The 20,876-nt window shown below is 46.7% G+C and carries 16 protein-coding genes; 12 read left to right on the top strand and 4 right to left on the bottom strand.

Features of this window, described 5'->3' with window-relative positions; translation table 11 throughout:
- The first annotated feature begins 197 nt into the window (after positions 1–197).
- Positions 198–1,433: a leucine-rich repeat protein gene (locus K5677_RS10480; protein ID WP_296727693.1), complete on the top strand. Its 1,236-nt coding sequence runs from the start codon at positions 198–200 to the stop codon at positions 1,431–1,433.
- A gap of 61 nt (positions 1,434–1,494) precedes the next feature.
- Here the strand turns inward: K5677_RS10480 and K5677_RS10475 are convergent, their stop codons facing one another.
- The 4 genes from K5677_RS10475 to K5677_RS10460 form a co-directional block, all read right to left on the bottom strand.
- Positions 1,495–3,180, bottom strand: coding sequence for a bifunctional diguanylate cyclase/phosphodiesterase (locus tag K5677_RS10475; RefSeq protein WP_296727691.1), 1,686 nt, complete (start codon positions 3,178–3,180; stop codon positions 1,495–1,497).
- A gap of 208 nt (positions 3,181–3,388) precedes the next feature.
- Positions 3,389–5,131 (bottom strand): bifunctional diguanylate cyclase/phosphodiesterase, encoded by a 1,743-nt coding sequence (locus K5677_RS10470; RefSeq protein WP_296727689.1) that lies wholly within the window; start codon positions 5,129–5,131, stop codon positions 3,389–3,391.
- Between the two features lie 203 nt (positions 5,132–5,334).
- Positions 5,335–7,626 (bottom strand): bifunctional diguanylate cyclase/phosphodiesterase, encoded by a 2,292-nt coding sequence (locus K5677_RS10465; RefSeq protein ID WP_296727687.1) that lies wholly within the window; start codon positions 7,624–7,626, stop codon positions 5,335–5,337.
- Between the two features lie 36 nt (positions 7,627–7,662).
- Positions 7,663–9,378, bottom strand: coding sequence for a GGDEF domain-containing protein (locus tag K5677_RS10460; RefSeq protein WP_296727686.1), 1,716 nt, complete (start codon positions 9,376–9,378; stop codon positions 7,663–7,665).
- Positions 9,379–9,614: 236 nt separating this feature from the next.
- Here K5677_RS10460 and K5677_RS10455 point away from each other — a divergent pair, with 236 nt between their 5' ends.
- From K5677_RS10455 to K5677_RS10405, 11 genes are all read left to right on the top strand, one after another.
- Positions 9,615–10,085 carry a VanZ family protein gene (locus tag K5677_RS10455; protein ID WP_296727684.1) on the top strand — a complete coding sequence of 157 codons (471 nt, stop codon included), beginning with the start codon at positions 9,615–9,617 and terminating at the stop codon, positions 10,083–10,085.
- Positions 10,086–10,239: 154 nt separating this feature from the next.
- Entirely contained in the window at positions 10,240–11,247 is a 1,008-nt protein-coding gene (locus K5677_RS10450) for a kinase (RefSeq protein WP_296727683.1), read from the top strand.
- Position 11,248: 1 nt separating this feature from the next.
- Positions 11,249–12,553: an HAD-IIIA family hydrolase gene (locus tag K5677_RS10445; RefSeq protein ID WP_296727681.1), complete on the top strand. Its 1,305-nt coding sequence runs from the start codon at positions 11,249–11,251 to the stop codon at positions 12,551–12,553.
- A 16-nt stretch (positions 12,554–12,569) separates the two neighbouring features.
- Positions 12,570–13,223, top strand: a complete 654-nt coding sequence (locus K5677_RS10440; protein WP_296727678.1) for an SIS domain-containing protein — start codon at positions 12,570–12,572, stop codon at positions 13,221–13,223.
- Between the two features lie 142 nt (positions 13,224–13,365).
- A complete protein-coding gene (locus tag K5677_RS10435; protein WP_296727676.1) occupies positions 13,366–13,932 on the top strand; it encodes a 3'-5' exonuclease in 567 nt (188 codons plus the stop codon).
- 1 nt (position 13,933) lies between these two features.
- Positions 13,934–14,698, top strand: coding sequence for an MmcQ/YjbR family DNA-binding protein (locus K5677_RS10430; protein ID WP_296727674.1), 765 nt, complete (start codon positions 13,934–13,936; stop codon positions 14,696–14,698).
- Positions 14,699–14,812: 114 nt separating this feature from the next.
- Positions 14,813–15,829, top strand: coding sequence for an alpha/beta fold hydrolase (locus K5677_RS10425; RefSeq protein ID WP_296727673.1), 1,017 nt, complete (start codon positions 14,813–14,815; stop codon positions 15,827–15,829).
- A gap of 72 nt (positions 15,830–15,901) precedes the next feature.
- A complete protein-coding gene (locus K5677_RS10420) occupies positions 15,902–18,178 on the top strand; it encodes a Tex family protein (RefSeq protein ID WP_296727671.1) in 2,277 nt (758 codons plus the stop codon).
- Between the two features lie 10 nt (positions 18,179–18,188).
- Entirely contained in the window at positions 18,189–18,830 is a 642-nt protein-coding gene (locus K5677_RS10415) for a hypothetical protein (protein ID WP_296727670.1), read from the top strand.
- Between the two features lie 155 nt (positions 18,831–18,985).
- The gene (locus K5677_RS10410; protein ID WP_296727667.1) at positions 18,986–20,035 is read left to right on the top strand and encodes a hypothetical protein; all 1,050 of its coding nucleotides are present in this window, start codon (positions 18,986–18,988) and stop codon (positions 20,033–20,035) included.
- Between the two features lie 179 nt (positions 20,036–20,214).
- Positions 20,215–20,841: a hypothetical protein gene (locus K5677_RS10405; RefSeq protein ID WP_296727664.1), complete on the top strand. Its 627-nt coding sequence runs from the start codon at positions 20,215–20,217 to the stop codon at positions 20,839–20,841.
- Positions 20,842–20,876: the final 35 nt, after the last annotated feature.

Here is a 20,876-nt window from a genome sequence, read left to right as displayed (position 1 = left end):
GGAATTTGCGCATTACATTTCTTTATGTCAAGCTCATTTTGCCCTAAAGGGCAAAACAAAGTGCAAGAAAAATAATTGGCTTATTTATTTTTTCTTGCACTTTGATAACAAAAAATTGGCTTTTAAAAGCTATATAAAGCCAATTTTTTGTTATTGAGCAGACATTAATTATGATAAAAGTTTTAGGGGGCATTATCATGAATTTTAAGAGAGCTTCATTACTTGCAGCGGCAGCTGCAATGCTCATGAGCATAAGCGGAGTATTGCCTGTATCAGAGAGGATTCCGGCAATTGAGGCATCAGCAGCAGAGACAGCTTTAAGCGGCACCTGCGGAAAGAGTGCATCATGGGAGCTGGCAGGTGACGGAACGCTTACCATAAGCGGTACAGGAGATATGTACGGGCTCAATTCTCAGGCTGCTCCGTCATGGACAGAGCAGAAGGAAAAAATAAAAAAAGTAATTATTGGAAGCGGCATAACCAGCGTGGGTGCGCAGTGCTTCAGTGAATGTCCGAATCTTGTATCTGTCACCCTTTCTGACACGGTTACGTCTATAGGGACCTATGCATTCAGCGGCTGTATGGCGCTGAGGTCTGTGAATTTTCCTGATTCTGTAACAAGTATCGGTTCTTCGGCATTTGCAATGTGCAGAGCTCTTGAAGAGGTATCCATACCCTCATCGGTCAATAATATCGGCTCTCTTGCCTTTAGCGGTACGGCATGGCTGAATAATGAAGTCGAAAAAACGGATTACGTTATCGTGAACGGTATGCTTATATTTACGGCAGATATCGAGGAAGCAGCCGTTCCCGATACGGTCACGAACATAATAAGCAATTCATTCTGGGGACACACTTCGCTGAAAAAGGTCACTATCCCCGAAACCGTGACTCAGATAGGGTATAGCGCCTTTTCGGGCTGTTCTTCACTTACTGCTGTGACTATCCCTGCGTCAGTTGAGGATATAGGTATGCAGGCTTTCACCAACTGTGCTGCCCTTGAAGAGGTCACTATCCTTAACCCCAATGCCGAGATTTTCGACAGAGCGACCACCTTTGCCAATAATTACAAGGATTACAGCGGAGCCATAAAGGGCTATGACGACTCTACAGCCGAGGCTTATGCAAAGAAGTACGGTTATAGCTTTAAATCACTGGGCAAGGCTCCTGCGCCTGTTTCCGACAAGCTTGGCGACGTGAACAGCGACGGCTATATCAATGCAGTTGATGCATCTGAGGTGCTGACCTATTATGCAAAGGTCTCCACAAAGCAGGAGGGCGGATTTACAGCTCAGCAGATAAAAGCAGCAGACACCGACGGAAACGGACTTGTAAATGCAGTTGATGCGTCTGCTATACTGTCCTACTACGCATATACCTCAACGGCAGCAGGCGAGATAATACCTTTTGAGGACTATATCAAGCAAATGTAAGAAAAAGTCACAGCACCGTAAAGCGCTGTGACTTTTTGTATATATATTCCTTTAGGCTTTTTTATACAGGATAACACTTTTTTTCAAGTCTTTTTTCAAACTCCTCCAGAGGAAGAGGCTTGTCAAAAAAGAATCCCTGTGCAAGCTCACAGCCGTTCCGGCGGAGGAGCTCCAGCTGTGCAGGAGTCTCGACACCCTCTACGATACATTCAAGACCTATTTCCTTTGACATAGCCAGAACGTGCCTGAACATGACACTTCTGGTGCTGTTTGGGGATTCTCCGTCGAGTGGCAGGAATATCCTGTCTACCTTGAGGACGTTCCACGGAACGACTCTGATGAGGTTAAGTGAAGAGTATCCCATGCCGAAATCGTCCACAGAGGTGTATATATTCTGCTGGTGAAGTCCGTCAACTACGCGGCGGAGATCCTTGAATTCCACGTCAGTGGTGGTTTCGGTGAGCTCTATCTCGATGAACTGATGAGGTACGCTGTATCTGTCAATGATCTCTATGAGAGTCTGAAGAAGCTTGGGATTGGTCATATGCCGTCTTGAAAGGTTTACTGATATGCGAACAGCATTTTTGCCTTCGTCCAGCCACCTGCGGATATGGCTGCATACCTTGTCCAGCATATAGAAATCCAGCTTGCAGATCTCGCTGGTCTCTTCGAGAATGGAAATAAACTCAGTAGGCGGAACTATACTGCCGTCATGGAACCAGCGGCAGAGCGCCTCGGCGCCGCATATCTCACCTGTTACGATGTTGACCTTTGGCTGATAGAAAACCTGAAATTCGTTGTTGTTCAGAGCATCAGGGAACATATTCTGTATGCGCCTTGATCTTTCTCTGTCTGTCAATAGTGTATCCGAGAAGAATATGATATTGCCATGAACCCCGTTTCTTGCTAACTGATAGGCGTGCATGACCTTTCCCATTATGTCATTCGGAACAGCTACAGTATATCCGTCGGGAATGAGGAAAGCTCCTGCATAGCATGATATACGGGCAGTGCTGCCGCTCTCGTTGACAACTACTATTGCCTCATTGAGGTAATCGAGAAGGTCAGGCAGGTCGGTCTGATCGCATATACAGACGAAGGCGTCTCCTCCGAGACGGGAAATAATACCGCCATTGCCGATAAGCTCCTCTATGTGCTTGTAGTGATTCCTGAGGGTGGTATCTCCGGCTTTTCTGCCGTATTCCTCGTTTATCAGTGAAAAATGTCTTAGATTATAGTTTATGGCAGCCTTGCCGTCAAAATCTCCGCGCTGATCCTTCCATGCCATATATCTGAAAAAGCTGCGGATATTGCGGAAGCCCATATCGTCGAAGAATGCAAGCTGTTCAGCCATTACCTGCAATCGATTGCGGCTGATAAATGCGAGGGCAGTCCTCATGGTAAGGTCTGTCATGAAAAACTCCTTATCCGACAGGGGTTCCTCGCCTTCGCTCATATATATGGTCATAGTTGATATGGCCATAAATTTTGTTACAAAGCGTACTGTATGTACGGGCTTGCCTTCCATTCCCGTATCGTAGCTGCACATAACTTCGCCCTTGCCGAGCTTTTCGTCAGCAGGGCTGCGGTAAAAATAGGTGATAGCCTTTGAAAGGCGGAACATAGCTGCTATTTTATTCATTATATTTTCTATCTGAGGAATATCAGGCTCCTGATTTACAATCTGTGTAAGTGAAGCAAGCTGTGTATACAGACGATAAAATTCAAGCTCACGTTCATTATTCATAGTTGCTGCCTCCATTTCTATCCAATATAAAAGCACAGCTGTCCTGTATAGGATTAGTGCAATAACCGCCGCAGGGCTATTGTTAAACATACATTATACATTATACAATTTTTTAGCATTTATTTCAAGAGAAAAATATTAAATTTCTTTAGAATTGACATGAATTTTATACATAAAAACGCTCCCCTGAGGGAGCGTTTGCTGTATATCATTGATTATTCAGTTCATCAATAACGAGCTGCTCGGCGTCTTCCTGAGGCATAGGACGTCCCCAGATATAGCCTTGTATCAGGTCACAGCCTATCTCCTTGAGCGTTTCGAGCTGATCCTGCTCTTCAACTCCCTCAGAAATTACCTCAAAGCCCATGATATGACCAAGAGATATGATAGCCTCTACGTACTTTTTAGCCTTATCGGAGCCGTTCATCTTATCAATGAATGACTTATCTATCTTGAGCAGGTCAGCAGGGAAGTTGCTGAGGTAGCTAAGGGACGAATAGCCTGTTCCGAAATCGTCGATAGCAAGCTTGATGCCCATAGCCCTTATATCATTTATGCACTGGAGAGCTTTTTCTGCCGAGTCTATCATAATGGATTCGGTTATTTCTATTTCCAGCTGTTCAGCAGGGAGACCGCTTGATCTGAGGAGGTCCTTCATTTCGTCAATGAAGTCGTTCTTCATCAGGTGCCTTACCGAGGCGTTTACGCTGAGGATAAGGGAAGTGCCTGTCTTTGCGCGGAGCTCTCCGAAGAAAATGCCGGCTTTTCTGAAAACAGCTGTATCAAGCTTGTCGATAAGACCGACCTTTTCAGCCACGGGAATGAATTCCGCAGGGGACAGTATCTGTCCGTCAGTGTCCCTGATACGTGCAAGCGCCTCAAAGCCGCGGAGCTTATGAGACATATCATACTGAGGTTGTAAATAGAAGAAAAGGGTGTCATTTTTCAGTGCGTCCCTGATCTTGCCTTCTATTTCAAGAGTACGCTCAGTTTTCAGAAGATCGGGTGTAAAGTGCAGAATATGGTTACTGCTCTTGTGAGCCTTTATCTCAGACAGTGCAGCGTCTGCATATGAGAACAGCGAATCGGAATTCTTGGCGTCTGAGGGGTACTCCGCATAGCCGAAGCTTGCTGTTATGAAAAAGTCACAGCCGTCGATTGTAAGGCGGTCTCCCAGAACGGATTCATAATGCTTAATGGTCTTCATTATGCCTGTTTTTGAGTGATAACCGCGTATTATAAGCACATATTCATCGCCGTTCACACGGGCTACAAAGTCAAGAGTTCCGGCAGAACCCGTATCGGCAATATTCTTCCAGCGCTGAGCTATCTCAATAAGGACTTTATTTCCCGATTCATAGCCCATTGTGCTGTTGATACCCTTGAATCCGTTAATATCGATATGAACGAGGGCGAATTTTTCGCCGCGCTTGATAAGACTGTCAAGAAGCTCTGAACAGGCGAATCTGTTGGGAAGCCCCGTAAGTCTGTCAGTAACAGCCTGGTCACGCATTCGTGTCTGGTATTCGTTTACCTTGTTGTTTCTGATATAAATGATTATTATAGCCAGTATAGTCAGTATATTACCGAAAACACCGGGGATATTACTGAGATTATGATGGACTATGATAGACTGGATAACTATAGGGAACTGAAGAAGAAGTATGCCCAGTGCAGTATAAAAGCCGACTTCTCCGAAGAAAACCACAAGGAGTATTATACAAATGTTTCCCAGATTTGAGATAGCACCTGTGATAGCGCCCAGTGGGATAGGCTGTCCTGCCAGCATGATAGGCGGCGGATTAACGCCTACAGACAGCATTCGGCAAACTACAAAATCTACTATATAGAACAACAGGATAAGCACAAACAGTAACTTGGAGTATTTCTGGCTGAGAGTAAGGCCGTCCAGAGTTTTCTGGATCGTCTTTTTATCCTTGTTTTTTTTCAAAATAATATTCCCCCCATTTCTATTGGAAATATTTTAATATATGTGAAAATATTGTCAAAAACGAATTGCTCATAACATTCCTTTACTATTATACACTATAATAAAATGAAAAGCAATAGATAAAATGTTAAAAATTGTGAATTTTTGTAAAATCATGATATTTTTTCAACAAAACAGGCTGCCGGAGCAGCCTGTATACTGATTTATTCATTTTCTTCATGCTTTGAGCGGCTTGCAATGAAGTCCTCAAAATCATTAACAGGCATTGGCTTTGCGAAGTAGTAGCCCTGAAACAGGTTACAGCCCATTTTTTCAAGTGCTTCGTACTGCTCCGGAGTTTCAACGCCCTCAGTAAGTGAGATTATGCCAAGCTCTTTGGTCAGGTTGATGATGTTCTTGACGATAGTCTGAGCCTTTTCACTGTCGCTGGATTTGCCCAGGAACTTCATATCTATCTTTAGTACGTCAACAGGCATATCCTTGAGCATATTCAGCGAAGAATAGCCGCTTCCGAAGTCGTCCATCTCAACGATGAAGCCGGATTTCCTTAACTCGTCAAGGAGAGCCATTCTGTTTTCTGCGTCGTTCATCATTACGGTCTCGGTTATCTCGATGCGCAGCTTTGAAGGATTCAGCCTGAATTCCTCCGTCAGCTTCTTTATCTCGGCTACAACGTCCACGAAGTAAAAGTCCTTTGGTGAGATATTCACCGATATAAAGAGGTCGCTGTCCTCACTCTGCCAGCGTGAAAGAATCTTGCAGGCACAGCGCCACATATGCTTGTCCACCTCAATGATCATGCCGTTTTTCTCGAAAACAGGGATAAACGCACCAGGGGAAAGAAATCCATGTGTCGGGTGGATCCACCTTACCAGAGCCTCTGCGCCCACGATCCTGCCTGTTTTGTCAGCGATCGGCTGCAGATACGGACGAAGCTGTCCTGTAGCCACGGCATTGTAGACCTGTGAGGATATTTCCTGATCCCAGAGCAGTTTTTCGCGTATATCATTATCGTAGTAAGCGATATGAGTTTTGAATTCGTCGCGGATATTTGAAAGAGCCAGATGAGCTCTGTCGAACATGAGGGATATATCGCTGGTGTCTTCTGAATCTGCGTCGTAAACGCCGATGTGTATCAGAAGGTGATAGCCGTATTCTGCACGTTCGCTCTTTATAGTGAAGTGTGAAAGAGTGTCTTCAAGGAAGTCGGCGTCGAAGTCCTCTTTGGGTATGCATACGCCGAAGGTATCTCCTGCAAGCCTGCCGTAGCAGCCGCTTTTCGGCACATACTGACGTATCCAGTCTGCAATATGGATTATGGCGTTATCGCCGAATTTTGTGCCGAAAATATCGTTTACGACCTTGAAATTCTTCACATCAACATAGACTATGCGGTATTTTTTGTCGGGATTTGCGGAAATGATCTCAAAAATACGCTGATAGAGGTATTCACGGGTATAAAGTCCCGTCATAAGGTCATGAGTTGTATCGTACATCTCACGCTTGAGCTTCTGCCTTTCCTCGGTGACGTCGCGGATACGCAGATATGTTCCCGAAAGCTTCTGATTATCCACAGCACGGCTTTCTTCGAGAGTATAGTATTTCGCGTCGCTGCCTATGCCCATGATACAACGGTTTGCGCTGTTGTCTGTCAGAGGTCCGAACAGCTCTGTCAGCTTATCCGATGCTTCGTCGATGCGATCAGCGGGCAATTCTGTCAATATTAGTCCCTGTTCATTTGCCCAGATGCAGGTGCCTGTGGCGTCAAAGATGAACATTGCTTCAGACATTTCCGATGCAATGCCTGAGAGCATACGGTCAAGGAGCATCAGCGGACGGTAATACAGTGCAAAATAGAATATCACCAGTCCTAAGATGCCAAAGCCCATCATTGAGGTATCTACGGGCTTTCTTGACAGTATGTAAAAGGTCTGCCAGATACCCAGTGTGATGAGAGAAAGCATGATCAGCAGGTATTTTTCCGAATAGATCTTTGGAGCTCGCTTTACGGCAATAACATATATCAGCAGAATAGCTGTTATTATCCCGTAATCCAGTATGCGGTGAAACATGAGCCCTGTCTGTGGAACAAAACGGTAATAGGCGAGACCGTCCACCGTTATATTTTCAATGCCGAATGCGTGACCGAATATCGGGTTCAGCAATATCTGCACCGCGTCAAAGATAAGAAGAACATATATAAATTTAGGCGGCTTCTGACCTTCGCCTACGCCATTGCAGTACTTATTAGTGAAGTTTATCAGCGAGAACATTACCATATCAAATCCGAGAAAGAATAAATAACAGCCTGTCAGGGCGATCATACGATGACTTGAGGCGACAATAAGCAGATTTCCAAGCACTGGTGTCAGTATTGAGGCTTCAAATAAGGCGACAGCTTTGCCTATGGGCTTATGGGAGCGCCGGGCGATGATAGAGGAAGCAGCAAGCGCGAGTATAAGCAGCGAAAACAATATTGAAAATATACTTCTCATAGCTTCACCGCCTTTCGTATGAGATCTGATACACTATCACTTTTTTAATGCTGAAGCTTTGCATTTTTTCTTGTTTTCATACATAAGATTGTCTGCACGTTCAAAAACGTCCTGAACACGTATATCCATATCGGGATCAAAATCCGAGATGCCAGCTGCAAGGATCACCATTCCGCTGCGCTTGTTATTTTCGAGAGCCTTGTTCAGTTCATTCATGAGGTGTGTACGCTCATCGTAATCGCTGTCCTTCATTATAACGGCAAATTCGTCGCCGCCGATACGGAAAACAGGGCTGTGCTTGAATATATTGCAGATGATAGAGCAGGCACTGCATATGAAATTGTCGCCTGCATTGTGGCCGTTAGTATCATTGACCTCCTTGAGACCGTTTATATCGCATACCAGAATGGCAAAGGGCGGCTGGGTGCATTTAGCTATCAGCCCGTCAAGCTCTGTTTCAGCCTGAGCATAGGCGCGTTTGTTCTTGACGCCTGTAAGTGAGTCCTTGTTTGCCATATCCTGATATGCGAATTCCTTCTGCATTGCCTCATCTATATTGGCAACAGCGATGATTATATGATCCGAATCGTCCTGAGGGCGTACAGCATACAGTGTTACATACTGCGGTCTGCCTTCGAGTATGAGCCGGTAGTTGACAGGCAGCTTTCCGTATGCAGAGATACTGCTGAGCAGATTTTCCTTTTGCATGATCTTAGACATCATGGGAAGATCGGGCTCATATATATCACGCTTCATATTTACCTGAGATTCGGCAAAGAAGTCTTTTCCTGTTGTGCCTACCTTTAATTTTCTGTATTTTTCGCTTGCACTGTACTCAATGTACTCGTTGGTAATGGTATTTACGAGATAGATGACCTCATAGCGCTTTGCGAGCGCAAGGGCAATATCGCTGAAGTTACGGCTCTGAGCCTCGCGCTTCTTTTCGGCGTCGATATTGCGGACACCTATGATCAGATGCTCCTTTTCCGCATTCTTCTGTATAAACGCGAGCAGGTTCATATAATGATACTTTTCGTCTATAAGCTGGCGGTATGTCAGTGAAACTGTGCCTGCGGAATGGAGATTGCTTATCAGAGTCTCTTTTTTCATTTCGCTGAGTATTTTTTCGCGGTCATCAGGGTGGATAACACGTTTCATATCCACCTCTGCACGTTCAAAGAAGTCATCGCCGTCACTGGCAAAGCCCTGCTTTGTGAATGCCTCACTTGAACTGTATTCGGTATAGCTGCCTGTATCTAAATCTACATGGTATATTATCTCAAAAAGACTTGCAAGTGAGGTAGCTATCTCTGCGTAGGTGCGGCTGTTCTTTTCTGCTTCCAGCTCCTTTCGCTTTTCCGCGTCAATATCGCGGACTCCGACTATAATGCTTCGGTCATCGGAGCGAATGGTCTTCAGGAAGAAATATCGCGGCACACCGTCAATGACGAGGCGGTAGGTCAGCGAAAATGAGTGCCCGTTTTCAAGAGCCTGTGTGACGGAGCTTTTCTTAAAAGCTTTAAGAAAGAATTCCTGATCGTCCTTATAAACAAGCTCGCGGCAATTATGAGGAACTGCTTCGTAGAAGTTCTTTCCGCTGGAGATCTGTACCAGCTCTTTATCAGCACCTATGGGAGAGTATTCAACATAGCTGTCATTTTCGGCGTTGATAACATATATATTACAGTAGTCGTTTGCAAGTGCCAGAGCAAGGCTTGCAAAGGATATGGGAGATTTATCATGCTTTTTCATACGTTCAGCTCCTTTTAAGGCAGGTCATAGGTAAAAATAATTATATAATGATAAAATGCTGTGTTAATGTTATTATCTTTTTGTCTAATTATACCATAGTAATTAATTATTTTCAATACTGAATCACTATATGTTTACATATAATTAACAAATAGATCGGGGAGTGTTTATTGCTTTTTTTCATAAAATGTGGTATACTATTATCAAAGAATATGCAGACAGGGGGCTGAGCACCAATGTTAAGGCTTATAAACAGGATAAAAAGACGCAGCCGCAGCGAGCTTGTCATCAAGGGGCTGTGCATGATCACTATGGGGCTGTATCTGTACTGCGTCCTCAGTATCACTCTTATAGACAGGACGTCGGGAATAAGGCGCCATGTTCTCAGACCTATGTGGGAGCTTAGTACCATGCTGCAAAGCGGTGATTATACCTACTGGTCGGGGCAGATAGGCGGAAACCTCATAATGCTCCTTCCGCTGGGATTTATGCTGCCCATAATGGCAGAGAGGTTCAGGAATATAAGGTCTGCTGCAATAGCCGGCTTCCTGTTTTCGCTGTTTATTGAGTTTTCTCAGTATTACACGGGCAGAGGTCTTTTTGAGTCAGATGATATAATCCATAACACTGTGGGAGCCTGTATAGGCTGTATCATGTATGTGATCATATTTGAAAAGCTTATCGACAAAGAGTCGGAAACGGACTGAATATGTGAGAATTGTCCCGGAAACGGCATTATCGTAGCCGTTCCGGGACTTTTTTGCATCTGTATTGACAATGGGTGCAGGAATAGTATATAATAATTCTATGTGAGTATCTGCGCCCCGGCACAGATATGTTCTATCAAAGGAGAAAACAGAAATGATAATAACCAAAACACCGTTCCGTATGTCGTTTTTTGGCGGCGGAACTGATATGGAAAGCTTTTTCAGCGAAAACGGCGGAGCAGTGCTTTCCACCACATTTGATAAGTACTGCTATGTGAATGTGAGACATCTGCCCCGATTTTTTGATTATACTACGGAGCTTTCCTATTCAAAGACGGAGCGCGTGAACAATGTTGACGATATAATGCACCCGCTTATCCGCAATGCCATGAAAATGCTGGATATGCACGAGATAAGGCTTACCTATGAGGCTGACCTGCCTGCACGTTCAGGACTTGGCACAAGCTCCTCATTCGCAGTAGGTCTGCTGAACGCATTCTACGCTCTGAAGGGCAAATACGCCGACAAGAAGCGCCTTGCTGAGGAGGCTATCCACCTTGAGAGAGTCCTCTGCAATGAAGCAGGCGGATGGCAGGATCAGATAGCGGCTTCCTACGGCGGCTTCAACCGCATTAATTTCAGTGATGACGGCTTTGAGGTGCTCCCTGTTATCATAAGTCCTCAGAGAAAGCGTCAGCTGAATCAGAATCTTATGATGTTCTTTACGGGATTTACCCGTTTTTCAGCAGAGGTACAGCAGGCAAACAAGCTTGACGCTGCTGAAAAGAAGGCTCAGCTCAAGGAGATGTACAGCCTTGTTGACGATGCGGAGCGTGTGCTTACGGAAAGCTCGGCAGACCTTGATGAGTTCGGACGACTTCTCGACCATACATGGAGACTGAAAAGACAGGTGGGCGCGGCGGTCAGCACCAACAGCATCGACGCCCTCTATCAGAAAGGTCTGGACGCAGGAGCTCTCGGCGGTAAGCTTCTGGGCGCAGGCGGCGGCGGTTTCCTTTTGTTCTACGTTCAGCCTGAAAAGCAGGAAAGTGTCAGACGTGCTATGAAGGACCTGATGTATATCCCATTCGAGTTTGAGAACGGCGGTACACAGGTGATACACTATACTCCCGAGATATACGTGCCAAAGGAAGAGGAGTAAGATGAAAACAGTGATTATGGCTGGCGGAAAGGGTACGAGGATATCCTCTGTAGCCTCCGATATACCAAAGCCGATGATAAAGATTGACGGAGTCCCTGTACTTGAGCGTGAGATATGCTGTCTCAGGGAGCAGGGCTTCACCGACCTGATACTGACTGTGTCACATATGTCCGAACAGATAATCGGCTATTTCGGCGACGGCAGCAGGCTCGGCGTAGATATTGAGTATTTCGTTGAGGAACAGCCTCTGGGCAACGCAGGTGCGCTTTTCAAGCTCCGCGGCAAGCTCACTGAGGACTTTCTGCTTCTGAATGCAGACGCAGTTTTCGATATAGACTTCAAACGCTTTGTGGACTATCACAGACATAAGGGCGGACTTGTTACCCTTTTTACTCACCCGAACAGTCACCCATACGACAGCGGACTGCTTATAGCGGACGGTGACGGTACTGTGCTGAAATGGCTTGCAAAGGAAGATGAGCGCCCTCAGTGGTACAGGAACAGAGTAAATGCAGGACTTCACGTCATATCGCCGAAAGCCCTTGATATGAGCGGTATTGATGCTGACTCCATAGGGACTGAAATGAACGGGAAAACAGTCAAGGCTGACCTTGACCGACAGATATTGAAGCCCCTTTGCGGCACAGGAAAGATGTTCTGCTATGACAGTCCCGAGTATGTTAAGGATATGGGTACTCCCGACCGTTATGCCGCAGTATGTGCTGACTTTGCAAACGGCGTAGTTCAGGCGAAAAATCTTCGCAGCAAGCAGAGAGCCATATTTCTCGACAGGGACGGCACTCTCAATAAATACGTGGGATTTCTGCGTAATATAGAAGAATTTGAACTTGTAAGCGGCGCCGCAGAGGCTGTGAGGCTCATAAATGCTTCGGGCTGTCTTGCAATAGTTGCCACAAATCAGCCTGTTATCGCAAGAGGCGAGGTGACTTTTGATGAACTCGCCGAGATACACAACAAAATGGAGACGCTCCTCGGTCATGAGGGAGCTTATCTTGACGGCATATACTTCTGTCCTCACCATCCGCACAAGGGATATGAGGGAGAGGTTCCCGAGCTGAAAACAGAATGTGAATGCCGCAAGCCGAAGGCAGGAATGCTTTTCAGAGCCGCAGAGGACTTCAACATTGACCTTTCAAGGTCGTGGATAATAGGCGACGGCGAGAATGATATACTTGCAGGAAAGGCGGCAGGCTGTAAAACAGCTCTCATAGGAAACGAAAGCTTCGGACAGGACATCACCGCGGAAACTCTTCTGGAAGCGGTGCGCCTTATATTGAAGCAGTAAGAAAAGGGGAATATTAATGTTAGAGCTTCGGCTTGAAAAACACGTTGACTTTTTGATAGAGAGATACCCTGTGCTTGAAAAGTGCAGAGAGGATATAATAAAGGCTTATCTTGTCATGGAGGAGTGCTATCTCCGTGACGGAAAGCTTATGATAGCAGGAAACGGCGGTTCTGCCGCCGACAGCGAGCACATCGCAGGAGAGCTTATGAAGCGCTTCAAGATAGCCCGTACAGTGCCTGCGGAGTTTGCGGAAAAGCTGAAAAGCGTTGATCCTGTCCGCGGAAAGGATCTTGCAGAGAATCTTGAACGGGGACTTATGGCTATACCGCTGGTCGCTCACGAAGCTCTGTCCACTGCCTATATCAACGACGTAGACGGACTGGGAGTATTTGCTCAGCAGCTTTACGGCTTCGGCAGAAAGGGCGATGTTTTCCTCGGCATATCGACATCGGGAAACAGCCGCAATGTTATGTCTGCGACAGTAGTTGCAAGAGCTCTCGGCATAAAGGTCATAGGTCTTACGGGAGAAAAGGGCGGCGAGCTTGCAGAGGTCGCTGACGTAGCTGTAAAAGTGCCTTCGTCTGAGACCTATATGATACAGGAGCTCCATCTGCCTGTGTATCACTGCTGGTGTCTGATGCTTGAGGATAGGTTCTTCGGCAGGGGATAAGGCGTGTACAGGGGATTCATAGCAGAGCTGACATTGATCAATAAACAGCCCGAAAGCAGCGCGTTTTCGGGCTGTCTCGTCATTCAGCCCAAACTTTGCCGATACTGAGCTATACATAAAAATCAGCAGAAAGGAGCTTGTCATGAGCAGCATAAAACGCAGAAAGGGCAAGAGCAGGATCGTTTTTCCCGAGGATTATTGCGTAGTGGATATTGAAACTACGGGACTTTCTCCCGAGGAATGTGAGATAATCGAAATAGCGGCAGTCCGCTACAGAAACGGTGAAAAGGCAGAGGTATTCAGTACCTTTGTCAAGCCCTGCAATGCCATAAGCCCATTTATTACTCAGCTTACCGGCATAACTGATGAAATGGTGGCTGATGCACCCTGTATTTCCGACGCTATAATGGCGTTTTATCAGTTCGCAGGGAACGATATGCTCATGGGTTACAATGTTAATTTCGATATAAACTTCCTTTACGATAATCTGCTGCGCTGTCACGGGATTTACCTTGAAAATGACTTTGTGGACGTGTTGCGCTTTGCACGAAAGGTGCTTCCTCTCATGCCTGACCGCAAGCAGACCTCGGTCGCCGCACATTACGGTATAAATATTACTGGAGCTCACCGTGCAGCAAAGGACTGCGAGATATGCAACGCCTGCTACATACACCTTCGTGACGAGATGCGCAGACAGGAGGAGAACTGACATGAATAGACCTGATATGCGTGATAAGGTATTTAAATACGCAGCTGAAACCTTTGGCACAGAGCCGGAATACCTATGGAGCAGGCTGCCTGACTGTGCTGTGCTGCGCCGCAGAGACAATGACAAGTGGTTTGCTGTGATTATGGACGTTAAAGCTTCTAAGCTCGGACTATCCGGACAGGGCAAGACAGATATCATAGACATCAAGTGCAGTCCCCTTATGACAGGCTCTCTGCTTGGGATTAAAGGCATTTTTCCTGCCTATCATATGAACAAGGAGAACTGGATAACTGTGCTTCTTGACGGTACTGTTGACGAAAAGCAGATAATGTCACTTCTTGATATGAGCTATGAGCTTGCCGGGCAGAGCGGCAGCGGCAAAAAGCTGCGCACCGACACAAAAGAATGGCTTATCCCTGCTGCCCCTGCCATGTACGATGTGGAGCAGGATTTCCGCCGCGACGGTACTATAATCTGGAAACAGACCTCAAATATGATAGTGGGCGACACGGTATATATTTACATGGCGGCTCCCATATCGGCGATAATGTACAGGTGTGAGGCTGTTGAGGTGAATATCCCGTATAATTATGACGACGGAAAATACCGTATCAAAAAGGCTGTAAAGCTGCGGCTTGTCCATCGTTACAGCGATGAGGATATGCCACTCGCTAAGATGAAGGAGTTTGGCGTTACAGCTGTACGCGGAGCAAGGGGAGTTCCCAATACTCTTTCAGCGGAGCTGAAAAGGCTTTGCGGAAAGTAACGTCAGCAGGCTTAAGATCGGGCTTGCTTCTGCTGATTTGCATTATTTTTCAAAATGTGATATAATTACATTCGTACATTTATTTTTCCCCGATTTTTTGACAGGAGGAACTTTATGCTTAATGCTGATCTGAAGGAATTTCAATTTGCTTCTGATTTTGACGAGCTTGTGATCTCGGCTGTGCTGGCAGTGCCCTCTGGAGATATAAACGGCATTGTCCAGATCGTTCACGGCATGAACGAGCACAAGGAGCGATATTATCCATTCATGGATTATCTTGCTGAGCAGGGCTTTATAACCGTTATCCACGATAACCGCGGACACGGAAAGAGCATCGTAGAGCCCGATGACCTCGGATATATGTTCAGAAAGGGCGGAGAGGGCTTCGTAAGCGATATTGCACAGCTCAACGCAAGGATAAGGGCTGCTTATCCGAATATGCCTGTATTCATGGCGGCAAGCGGTATGGGCGCAGCAGGTGCAAGGTGCTTTTTAAAGGGACACGACAGTGATATAAACGGATTGGTGCTGCTTGGCACTATTTGTCACAGCCCCTTCTCTAATGGAGCAAGGATAATAAGCTCTGTAGCTTCAAAGCGCCCCGGAAGCCGTTTCAGGAGCGAGAAGATATTCGATACTATAGACGACAGCTTCGGTAAATTCTACGAGTCCCCCATAAACTCATGGCGCTGCAGCGACGCAGACGCTGTTCTGGCGTATAACGAGGATCCGCTGTGTAATTTCAAGCCTACCCTCAACGGCTACACCGAGCTTGTATGGCTGTTGAGACAGTCAGAGTCGGGACGTGGCTGGAAGGTAACTCAGCCGTCGCTGCCTATCAGATTTGTTTCGGGCAAGGACGACTCAGCCATGATATCGGAGAAGCGCTTCATTCGCTCGATGAAGAAGCTGGAAAAGCTGGGCTATGAGAGCATATCACACCGACTTTTTGAGGGTATGCGCCATGATGTCCTCATGGAGAAGAACTCCGTGAATGTATATAAGGACATCGCAAAGACCTTGTTTTCGTGGCTTGACCGCTGGAATGACCGGCGCGCAGAGGAAATGCCCGCCGAGCCTGTACAGGCGGCTGAGGCAGCAGAGCCTGAAACAGCAGAAAATGAGGAATAATAAGCATATATAAAGCGAAAATGCACTGCGGCGCAGTCTGCCGGCAGGTATCGCTTAATGAAAGGAAATACTATGGATATCAACAAGGAACTTGCAAAAGAATTCGGACTCAAACAGGAACAGGTAGACAATACTGTCGCTCTTATCGACGACGATAAAACTATCCCGTTTATCGCCCGTTACCGTAAGGAGCTCACAGGATCTCTTGACGATCAGATACTCCGTGAGCTCTATGACAGGCTCATGTACCTGCGCAACCTTGAAAAGCGCAAGGAGGAGGTAACTGCTGCTATCACAGAGCAGGAGAAGATGACTCCCGAGATAGAGGCTGCTATCAGTGCAGCTGTTACTCTCGTCGAGGTAGAGGACATATACCGTCCCTTCAAGCCAAAGCGCCGTACACGTGCAAGTATCGCCCGTGAGAACGGTCTCGAACCGCTTGCTGTAATGCTCATGGCTCAGGAGAATTCCACAGAACCCGAAAAGGAAGCAGAGGCTTTCATCGACGAGGAGAAGAAGATAACCGACGCTCAGACAGCGCTGCAGGGCGCTATGGACATCATCGCAGAGGATATATCCGACGATGCTGACATCAGAAAGAAGCTCCGTGCTCTTGCAGGCGAAAAGGGCGAACTGGTATCCAAGGCTTCAGATCCCGAGGCAGAGAGCGTATACATGAACTACTATGAGTACTCTGAGGCTATCCCGAAGGTAGCTAATCATCGCGTTCTTGCCCTTGACAGAGGCGAGAAGGAGGGCTTCCTCAAGGTTGCCGTAACTCTTGATGAGACCATAGCTACAGATGTTATCTTCGGCAAGTATATCAAGGCTAACAATGCCTGCGGCGAGCTTGTGAGAGCTGCTGCGGCAGACAGCTACAAGAGACTTATATTCCCGTCCATAGAGCGTGAGATACGTTCAGAGATGAGTGCAAAGGCTGCTGAGGAATCAATAAAGGTATTTGCAGCAAATCTTCGTCAGATGCTTCTCCAGCCGCCGCTTAAAAGCAGCGTTATCCTCGGTCTTGATCCGGGCTACGCACACGGCTGTAAGACCGCGGTTATCGACGGCACAGGCAAGGTCCTTGATACAGCTATCATTTACCCTGTTGGTTCGGCAGGCGCAGTTGAGGCTGCTAAGAAAAAGGTAAAGGAATTTATTCAGAAATACAACGTAAACGTTATCTCTATCGGTAACGGTACAGCCTCCCGTGAGACTGAGAGCTTTGCCGCAGAGATAGTCAAGGAAGTCCCTCAGGAGGTTAGCTACATGGTAGTCAGCGAGGCTGGAGCTTCCGTATATTCCGCTTCAAAGGTAGCCGCAGAGGAATTCCCCGAGTACGATGTATCCATCAGAGGAGCTATATCCATTGCACGCCGTTTGCAGGATCCTCTTGCAGAGCTTGTAAAGATCGATCCTAAGGCTATCGGTGTAGGACAGTATCAGCATGATATGCCGCAGGCACGTATGAGCGAAGCCCTCGGCGGAGTTGTTGAGGACTGCGTAAACTCTGTCGGAGTTGACCTCAATACCGCTTCACATTCGCTTCTTTCATATATCGCAGGCATCAATGCATCAGTTGCTAAGAATATCGTTACCTACCGTGAGGAAAACGGCAGATTTACCGACCGTAAGGAGCTTCTCAAGGTCCCGAAGCTCGGCAAAAAGGCTTTCGAGCAGTGCGCAGGCTTCCTGAGAGTGCGCGACGGCAAGAACCCTCTTGACAATACAGCTGTTCACCCTGAGAGCTACGAGGCAGCTTCATCGCTTCTCAGCGAGTGCGGCTTCACCATTGCCGACATCGCAGGCGGCGGAGCTGAGGGCATCACCGAAAAGGCAAACAGCATAGGCATTGAGAATATCAGCAAGTCACTCGGTATAGGTGTTCCTACTCTTACCGACATAATCGGCGAGCTCAAAAAGCCGGGGCGTGACCTGCGTGACGAGCTCCCTGCACCCCTTCTCAGAAGCGGAGATGTTATGGAGATAAAGGACTTAAAGCCCGGTATGGAGCTTGTGGGAACAGTCCGCAATATCATAGATTTCGGCTGCTTTGTCGATATCGGCGTTCATGAGGACGGACTTGTCCATATCTCACAGATATGCAGCAAATACATCAAGCACCCCCTCGAAGCCGTAAAGGTAGGCGAGGTAGTAAAGGTAAGAGTCCTTGACGTTGACCTCAAGAGAAACCGCATCTCTCTTACAATGCGCCTTAACGACGAGGAGGAGAAGAAGCAGCAGAAGTCCGACCGCAGACCTAACAACAGAAAGCGCGAGGACCGCAAGCCCAAGGGCTTTGATGCGTCACAGCTACACAACAGCAGCTTCCGTATAAAAAAGAAATAAGGAGCAGACAATGATATTCAGAACTGAGGAAAAAGAGTTCAAGTGCGCAGTATGCGGCGAGACCTCTGTCCATGAGGTCATAGCAGAGCAGGAAAGCCCCACAGAGTCTCCCGACCTTGATATGCGTCCAGCAGAGCCTGTCCGCTCGGGGATAAAGTACTGGGTCAGCAAGTGCCCTGCCTGCGGATACTGCAATTCATCAATAGAAATACCCGTTAAGTTTACAAGAGAGTATCTTGAAAGCGCAAATTACAATAAAGCAGGGGACGACCTTGCAGGAAGATTTATGAAGAAGTCTCTTGCCTGTGAGAAGAACGGTGAGTGGGAGGAGGCTCTCAAAAGCTGTATGTACGCCGCATGGGTGTGCGACGACGAGAAAGACGCCGAGAGAGCCGCAGAATGCCGCAGAGCAGCTGTAAGGATATATGATACCCACGGCGCAGTTTTCAAGGAAAATGCAGATATAAAGCTCATTGTAGCTGAGCTTCTCAGGAGGATCGGAGCCTATGACCGTGTTATCCGTGATTACAAGGGAGAGCGCTTCGGCTCGGGACTTATCATGGCGATAACCGAGTTTGAGGTGAGCCTTGCAGAGCAGGGCAACTCAGCCTGTCATAAGGCTACGGAAGTACCGGGAGTAAGAGTAAAATAAACCATAGCAAGCGGCAGTGCATTAACTGCCGCGTTTTTTATGCAAACCGCTGAAAAACGTGTGTAATAGGGGGAAATCCATAGTTTTGCTTGACATAAAACGGAAATATGTGTTAAAATATTATCTGTACTATTATTTGTTATGGAGGTTTTTTTATGGCATTTTGTAGATTCTGCGGAAAGCAGCTCCCCGAGGGCGGAGCCTGCGACTGTGAAGCATCTAAGAAGGCTGCCGAGACAGCTGAAAAGGCTGAAAATGCTGCTGAGGCTGTAAAGGAAGAGGCAGTTCAGGCGGCTGAAACAGTTAAGGAAGAGGCGGCAAATGCTGTTGAGAAGGTCGGCGAAAATGCTGCTGAAGAAGTTGAAAAGGCTGAACAGAAAGCTTCTGAGGTAGTAAATGAGGTGAGAAGCGATGCTGTAGAGGCTGCACAGGAGGCTCAGCAGAAGACTGAGGATGCAGCAAAGCAGGCAAGCAATGGCTTCAAGCAGCTCAGCGGTGCTGATATTGCTAAGAAAGTTGAGGGCATTACAAACAGCATCAATGAAAAGCTGCCCGAGAATGTTAAAAAGAATAAGAACCTTGTATATATAGCAGCAGGTGCCTGCGCTCTGCTCCTTCTCTGCCTTATCCTTGCGGTCTGCTCACTGGGCGGCGGTGTAAGGGGCACAGCTAAGAAGTATGTGAACAATACCTACAGCAAGAGGGGCGGCAAGACCTTCTATTCACTTATGCTTCCAAAGGAGGCTATCAAGGAGCTTAAAGATGAAGATGATTTCGACGATATGGTCGATGACTTCAACGACAACATTGAGGACATCATAGACGACCTTGACGGAAAGGCTACAGTTCCAAAGTTCGATAAGATCTCACGCAAGGAAAAGATGAAGAAGTCACAGCTCAACAAGGCTGAGGACTATTTCGAGAGCATCTGTGAGATGTTTGATGCAGATGACGACGATATTAAGGTAACACAGGGCTATGAGGTCAAGATCAGAACAAGAAGGAAGGACGAGGACGGCGACGTTCAGCACGATAAGGATATTATCTGTATTGTCAAGGTAAGAGGCGAAGGCTGGAAGGTCATTCCTGCTGAGGCAGACAATATTACAGCATCATCAAAGCTTATCCGCAGCATACTTGGCATCAGCTCAAGTCTCTCAGGTGATGAAGGCGGCGAATTCAGCCTTGAAGATATCTTTGAGTGATAAGTGCACGTTTTGACGCATACTGTCAAAATAAGCTCTGCATAAAGAAAAGCTCACAGCAGCTGCTGCATATACTTTGATCATTTCGGTCCGAAGCAGAAATGCTTCGGACTTTTTGTTGACTTATGGGATTTTGTGTGTTAAAATAGATTTATTGTATTTGATTCGGAGGTCATATAATGCCATACTGTAAGAATTGCGGAAAAAAGGTGCCTATGTTTAAGAAATGCGGCTGTGCAGCACCTGAAAAGACTGAAAATAACGGCGCAAAGCGAGTGCTTGTGCTGATAATATTTTTGATATTCTTTATATTTGGTTTGATACTGGGTATAAATATATCAGGCTCTGGTACTAAGAGAACTGTCAGAAACTATGTAAAGGCTGCTTCAAGCAAAAAGGGCGGAAAGACCTTCTATTCAATGACCTTGCCGGACGAAGCGATAAAGGCACTTAAAGATAATAAAAAGTACGATGACAAGGTCGATGCCTACAACGAAATGATCGAGGATATGATAGACGACCTGGAGGGAAAGGCGTCAGCGCCAAAGTTCGACAAGATAATTAGTGAGAAAAAGCTGACAAAGTCACAGCTCAGGAATACCGAGGCGTATTTTGAGCGTATATCCTTGAAGTACGGCGCGGAGGACGCGGATATAAAGGTAACAAAGGGCAGAGAGGTAAAATTCAGGACAAAGCACAAGGACGAGGACGGCGATTACAAGTACGAAAAGGTCACGGTCTGCGTCGTCAGCGTAAAGGGTGAGGGCTGGAAGATAGCTCCTATGAGCGCAGAAAGTCTTGGCTAATATCAATAAAAATCCGGAGCAAATGTGCTTCGGAT

The organism is Ruminococcus sp. (genome assembly GCF_024684275.1).
The sequence above is the reverse complement of the archived record's forward strand: the minus strand, read 5'-3'. Positions and strand labels throughout refer to the sequence as shown.

Coding starts and splice junctions, on each gene's coding strand:
- K5677_RS10475 (WP_296727691.1), bottom strand. CDS start 3,180: ATGAATAATGAACGTGAGCTTGAATTTTATCGTCTGTATACACAGCTT.
- K5677_RS10460 (WP_296727686.1), bottom strand. CDS start 9,378: ATGAAAAAGCATGATAAATCTCCCATATCCTTTGCAAGCCTTGCTCTG.
- K5677_RS10410 (WP_296727667.1), top strand. CDS start 18,986: ATGGCATTTTGTAGATTCTGCGGAAAGCAGCTCCCCGAGGGCGGAGCC.
- K5677_RS10435 (WP_296727676.1), top strand. CDS start 13,366: ATGAGCAGCATAAAACGCAGAAAGGGCAAGAGCAGGATCGTTTTTCCC.
- K5677_RS10450 (WP_296727683.1), top strand. CDS start 10,240: ATGATAATAACCAAAACACCGTTCCGTATGTCGTTTTTTGGCGGCGGA.
- K5677_RS10465 (WP_296727687.1), bottom strand. CDS start 7,626: ATGAGAAGTATATTTTCAATATTGTTTTCGCTGCTTATACTCGCGCTT.
- K5677_RS10430 (WP_296727674.1), top strand. CDS start 13,934: ATGAATAGACCTGATATGCGTGATAAGGTATTTAAATACGCAGCTGAA.
- K5677_RS10420 (WP_296727671.1), top strand. CDS start 15,902: ATGGATATCAACAAGGAACTTGCAAAAGAATTCGGACTCAAACAGGAA.
- K5677_RS10480 (WP_296727693.1), top strand. CDS start 198: ATGAATTTTAAGAGAGCTTCATTACTTGCAGCGGCAGCTGCAATGCTC.
- K5677_RS10415 (WP_296727670.1), top strand. CDS start 18,189: ATGATATTCAGAACTGAGGAAAAAGAGTTCAAGTGCGCAGTATGCGGC.
- K5677_RS10405 (WP_296727664.1), top strand. CDS start 20,215: ATGCCATACTGTAAGAATTGCGGAAAAAAGGTGCCTATGTTTAAGAAA.
- K5677_RS10445 (WP_296727681.1), top strand. CDS start 11,249: ATGAAAACAGTGATTATGGCTGGCGGAAAGGGTACGAGGATATCCTCT.
- K5677_RS10455 (WP_296727684.1), top strand. CDS start 9,615: ATGTTAAGGCTTATAAACAGGATAAAAAGACGCAGCCGCAGCGAGCTT.
- K5677_RS10440 (WP_296727678.1), top strand. CDS start 12,570: ATGTTAGAGCTTCGGCTTGAAAAACACGTTGACTTTTTGATAGAGAGA.
- K5677_RS10425 (WP_296727673.1), top strand. CDS start 14,813: ATGCTTAATGCTGATCTGAAGGAATTTCAATTTGCTTCTGATTTTGAC.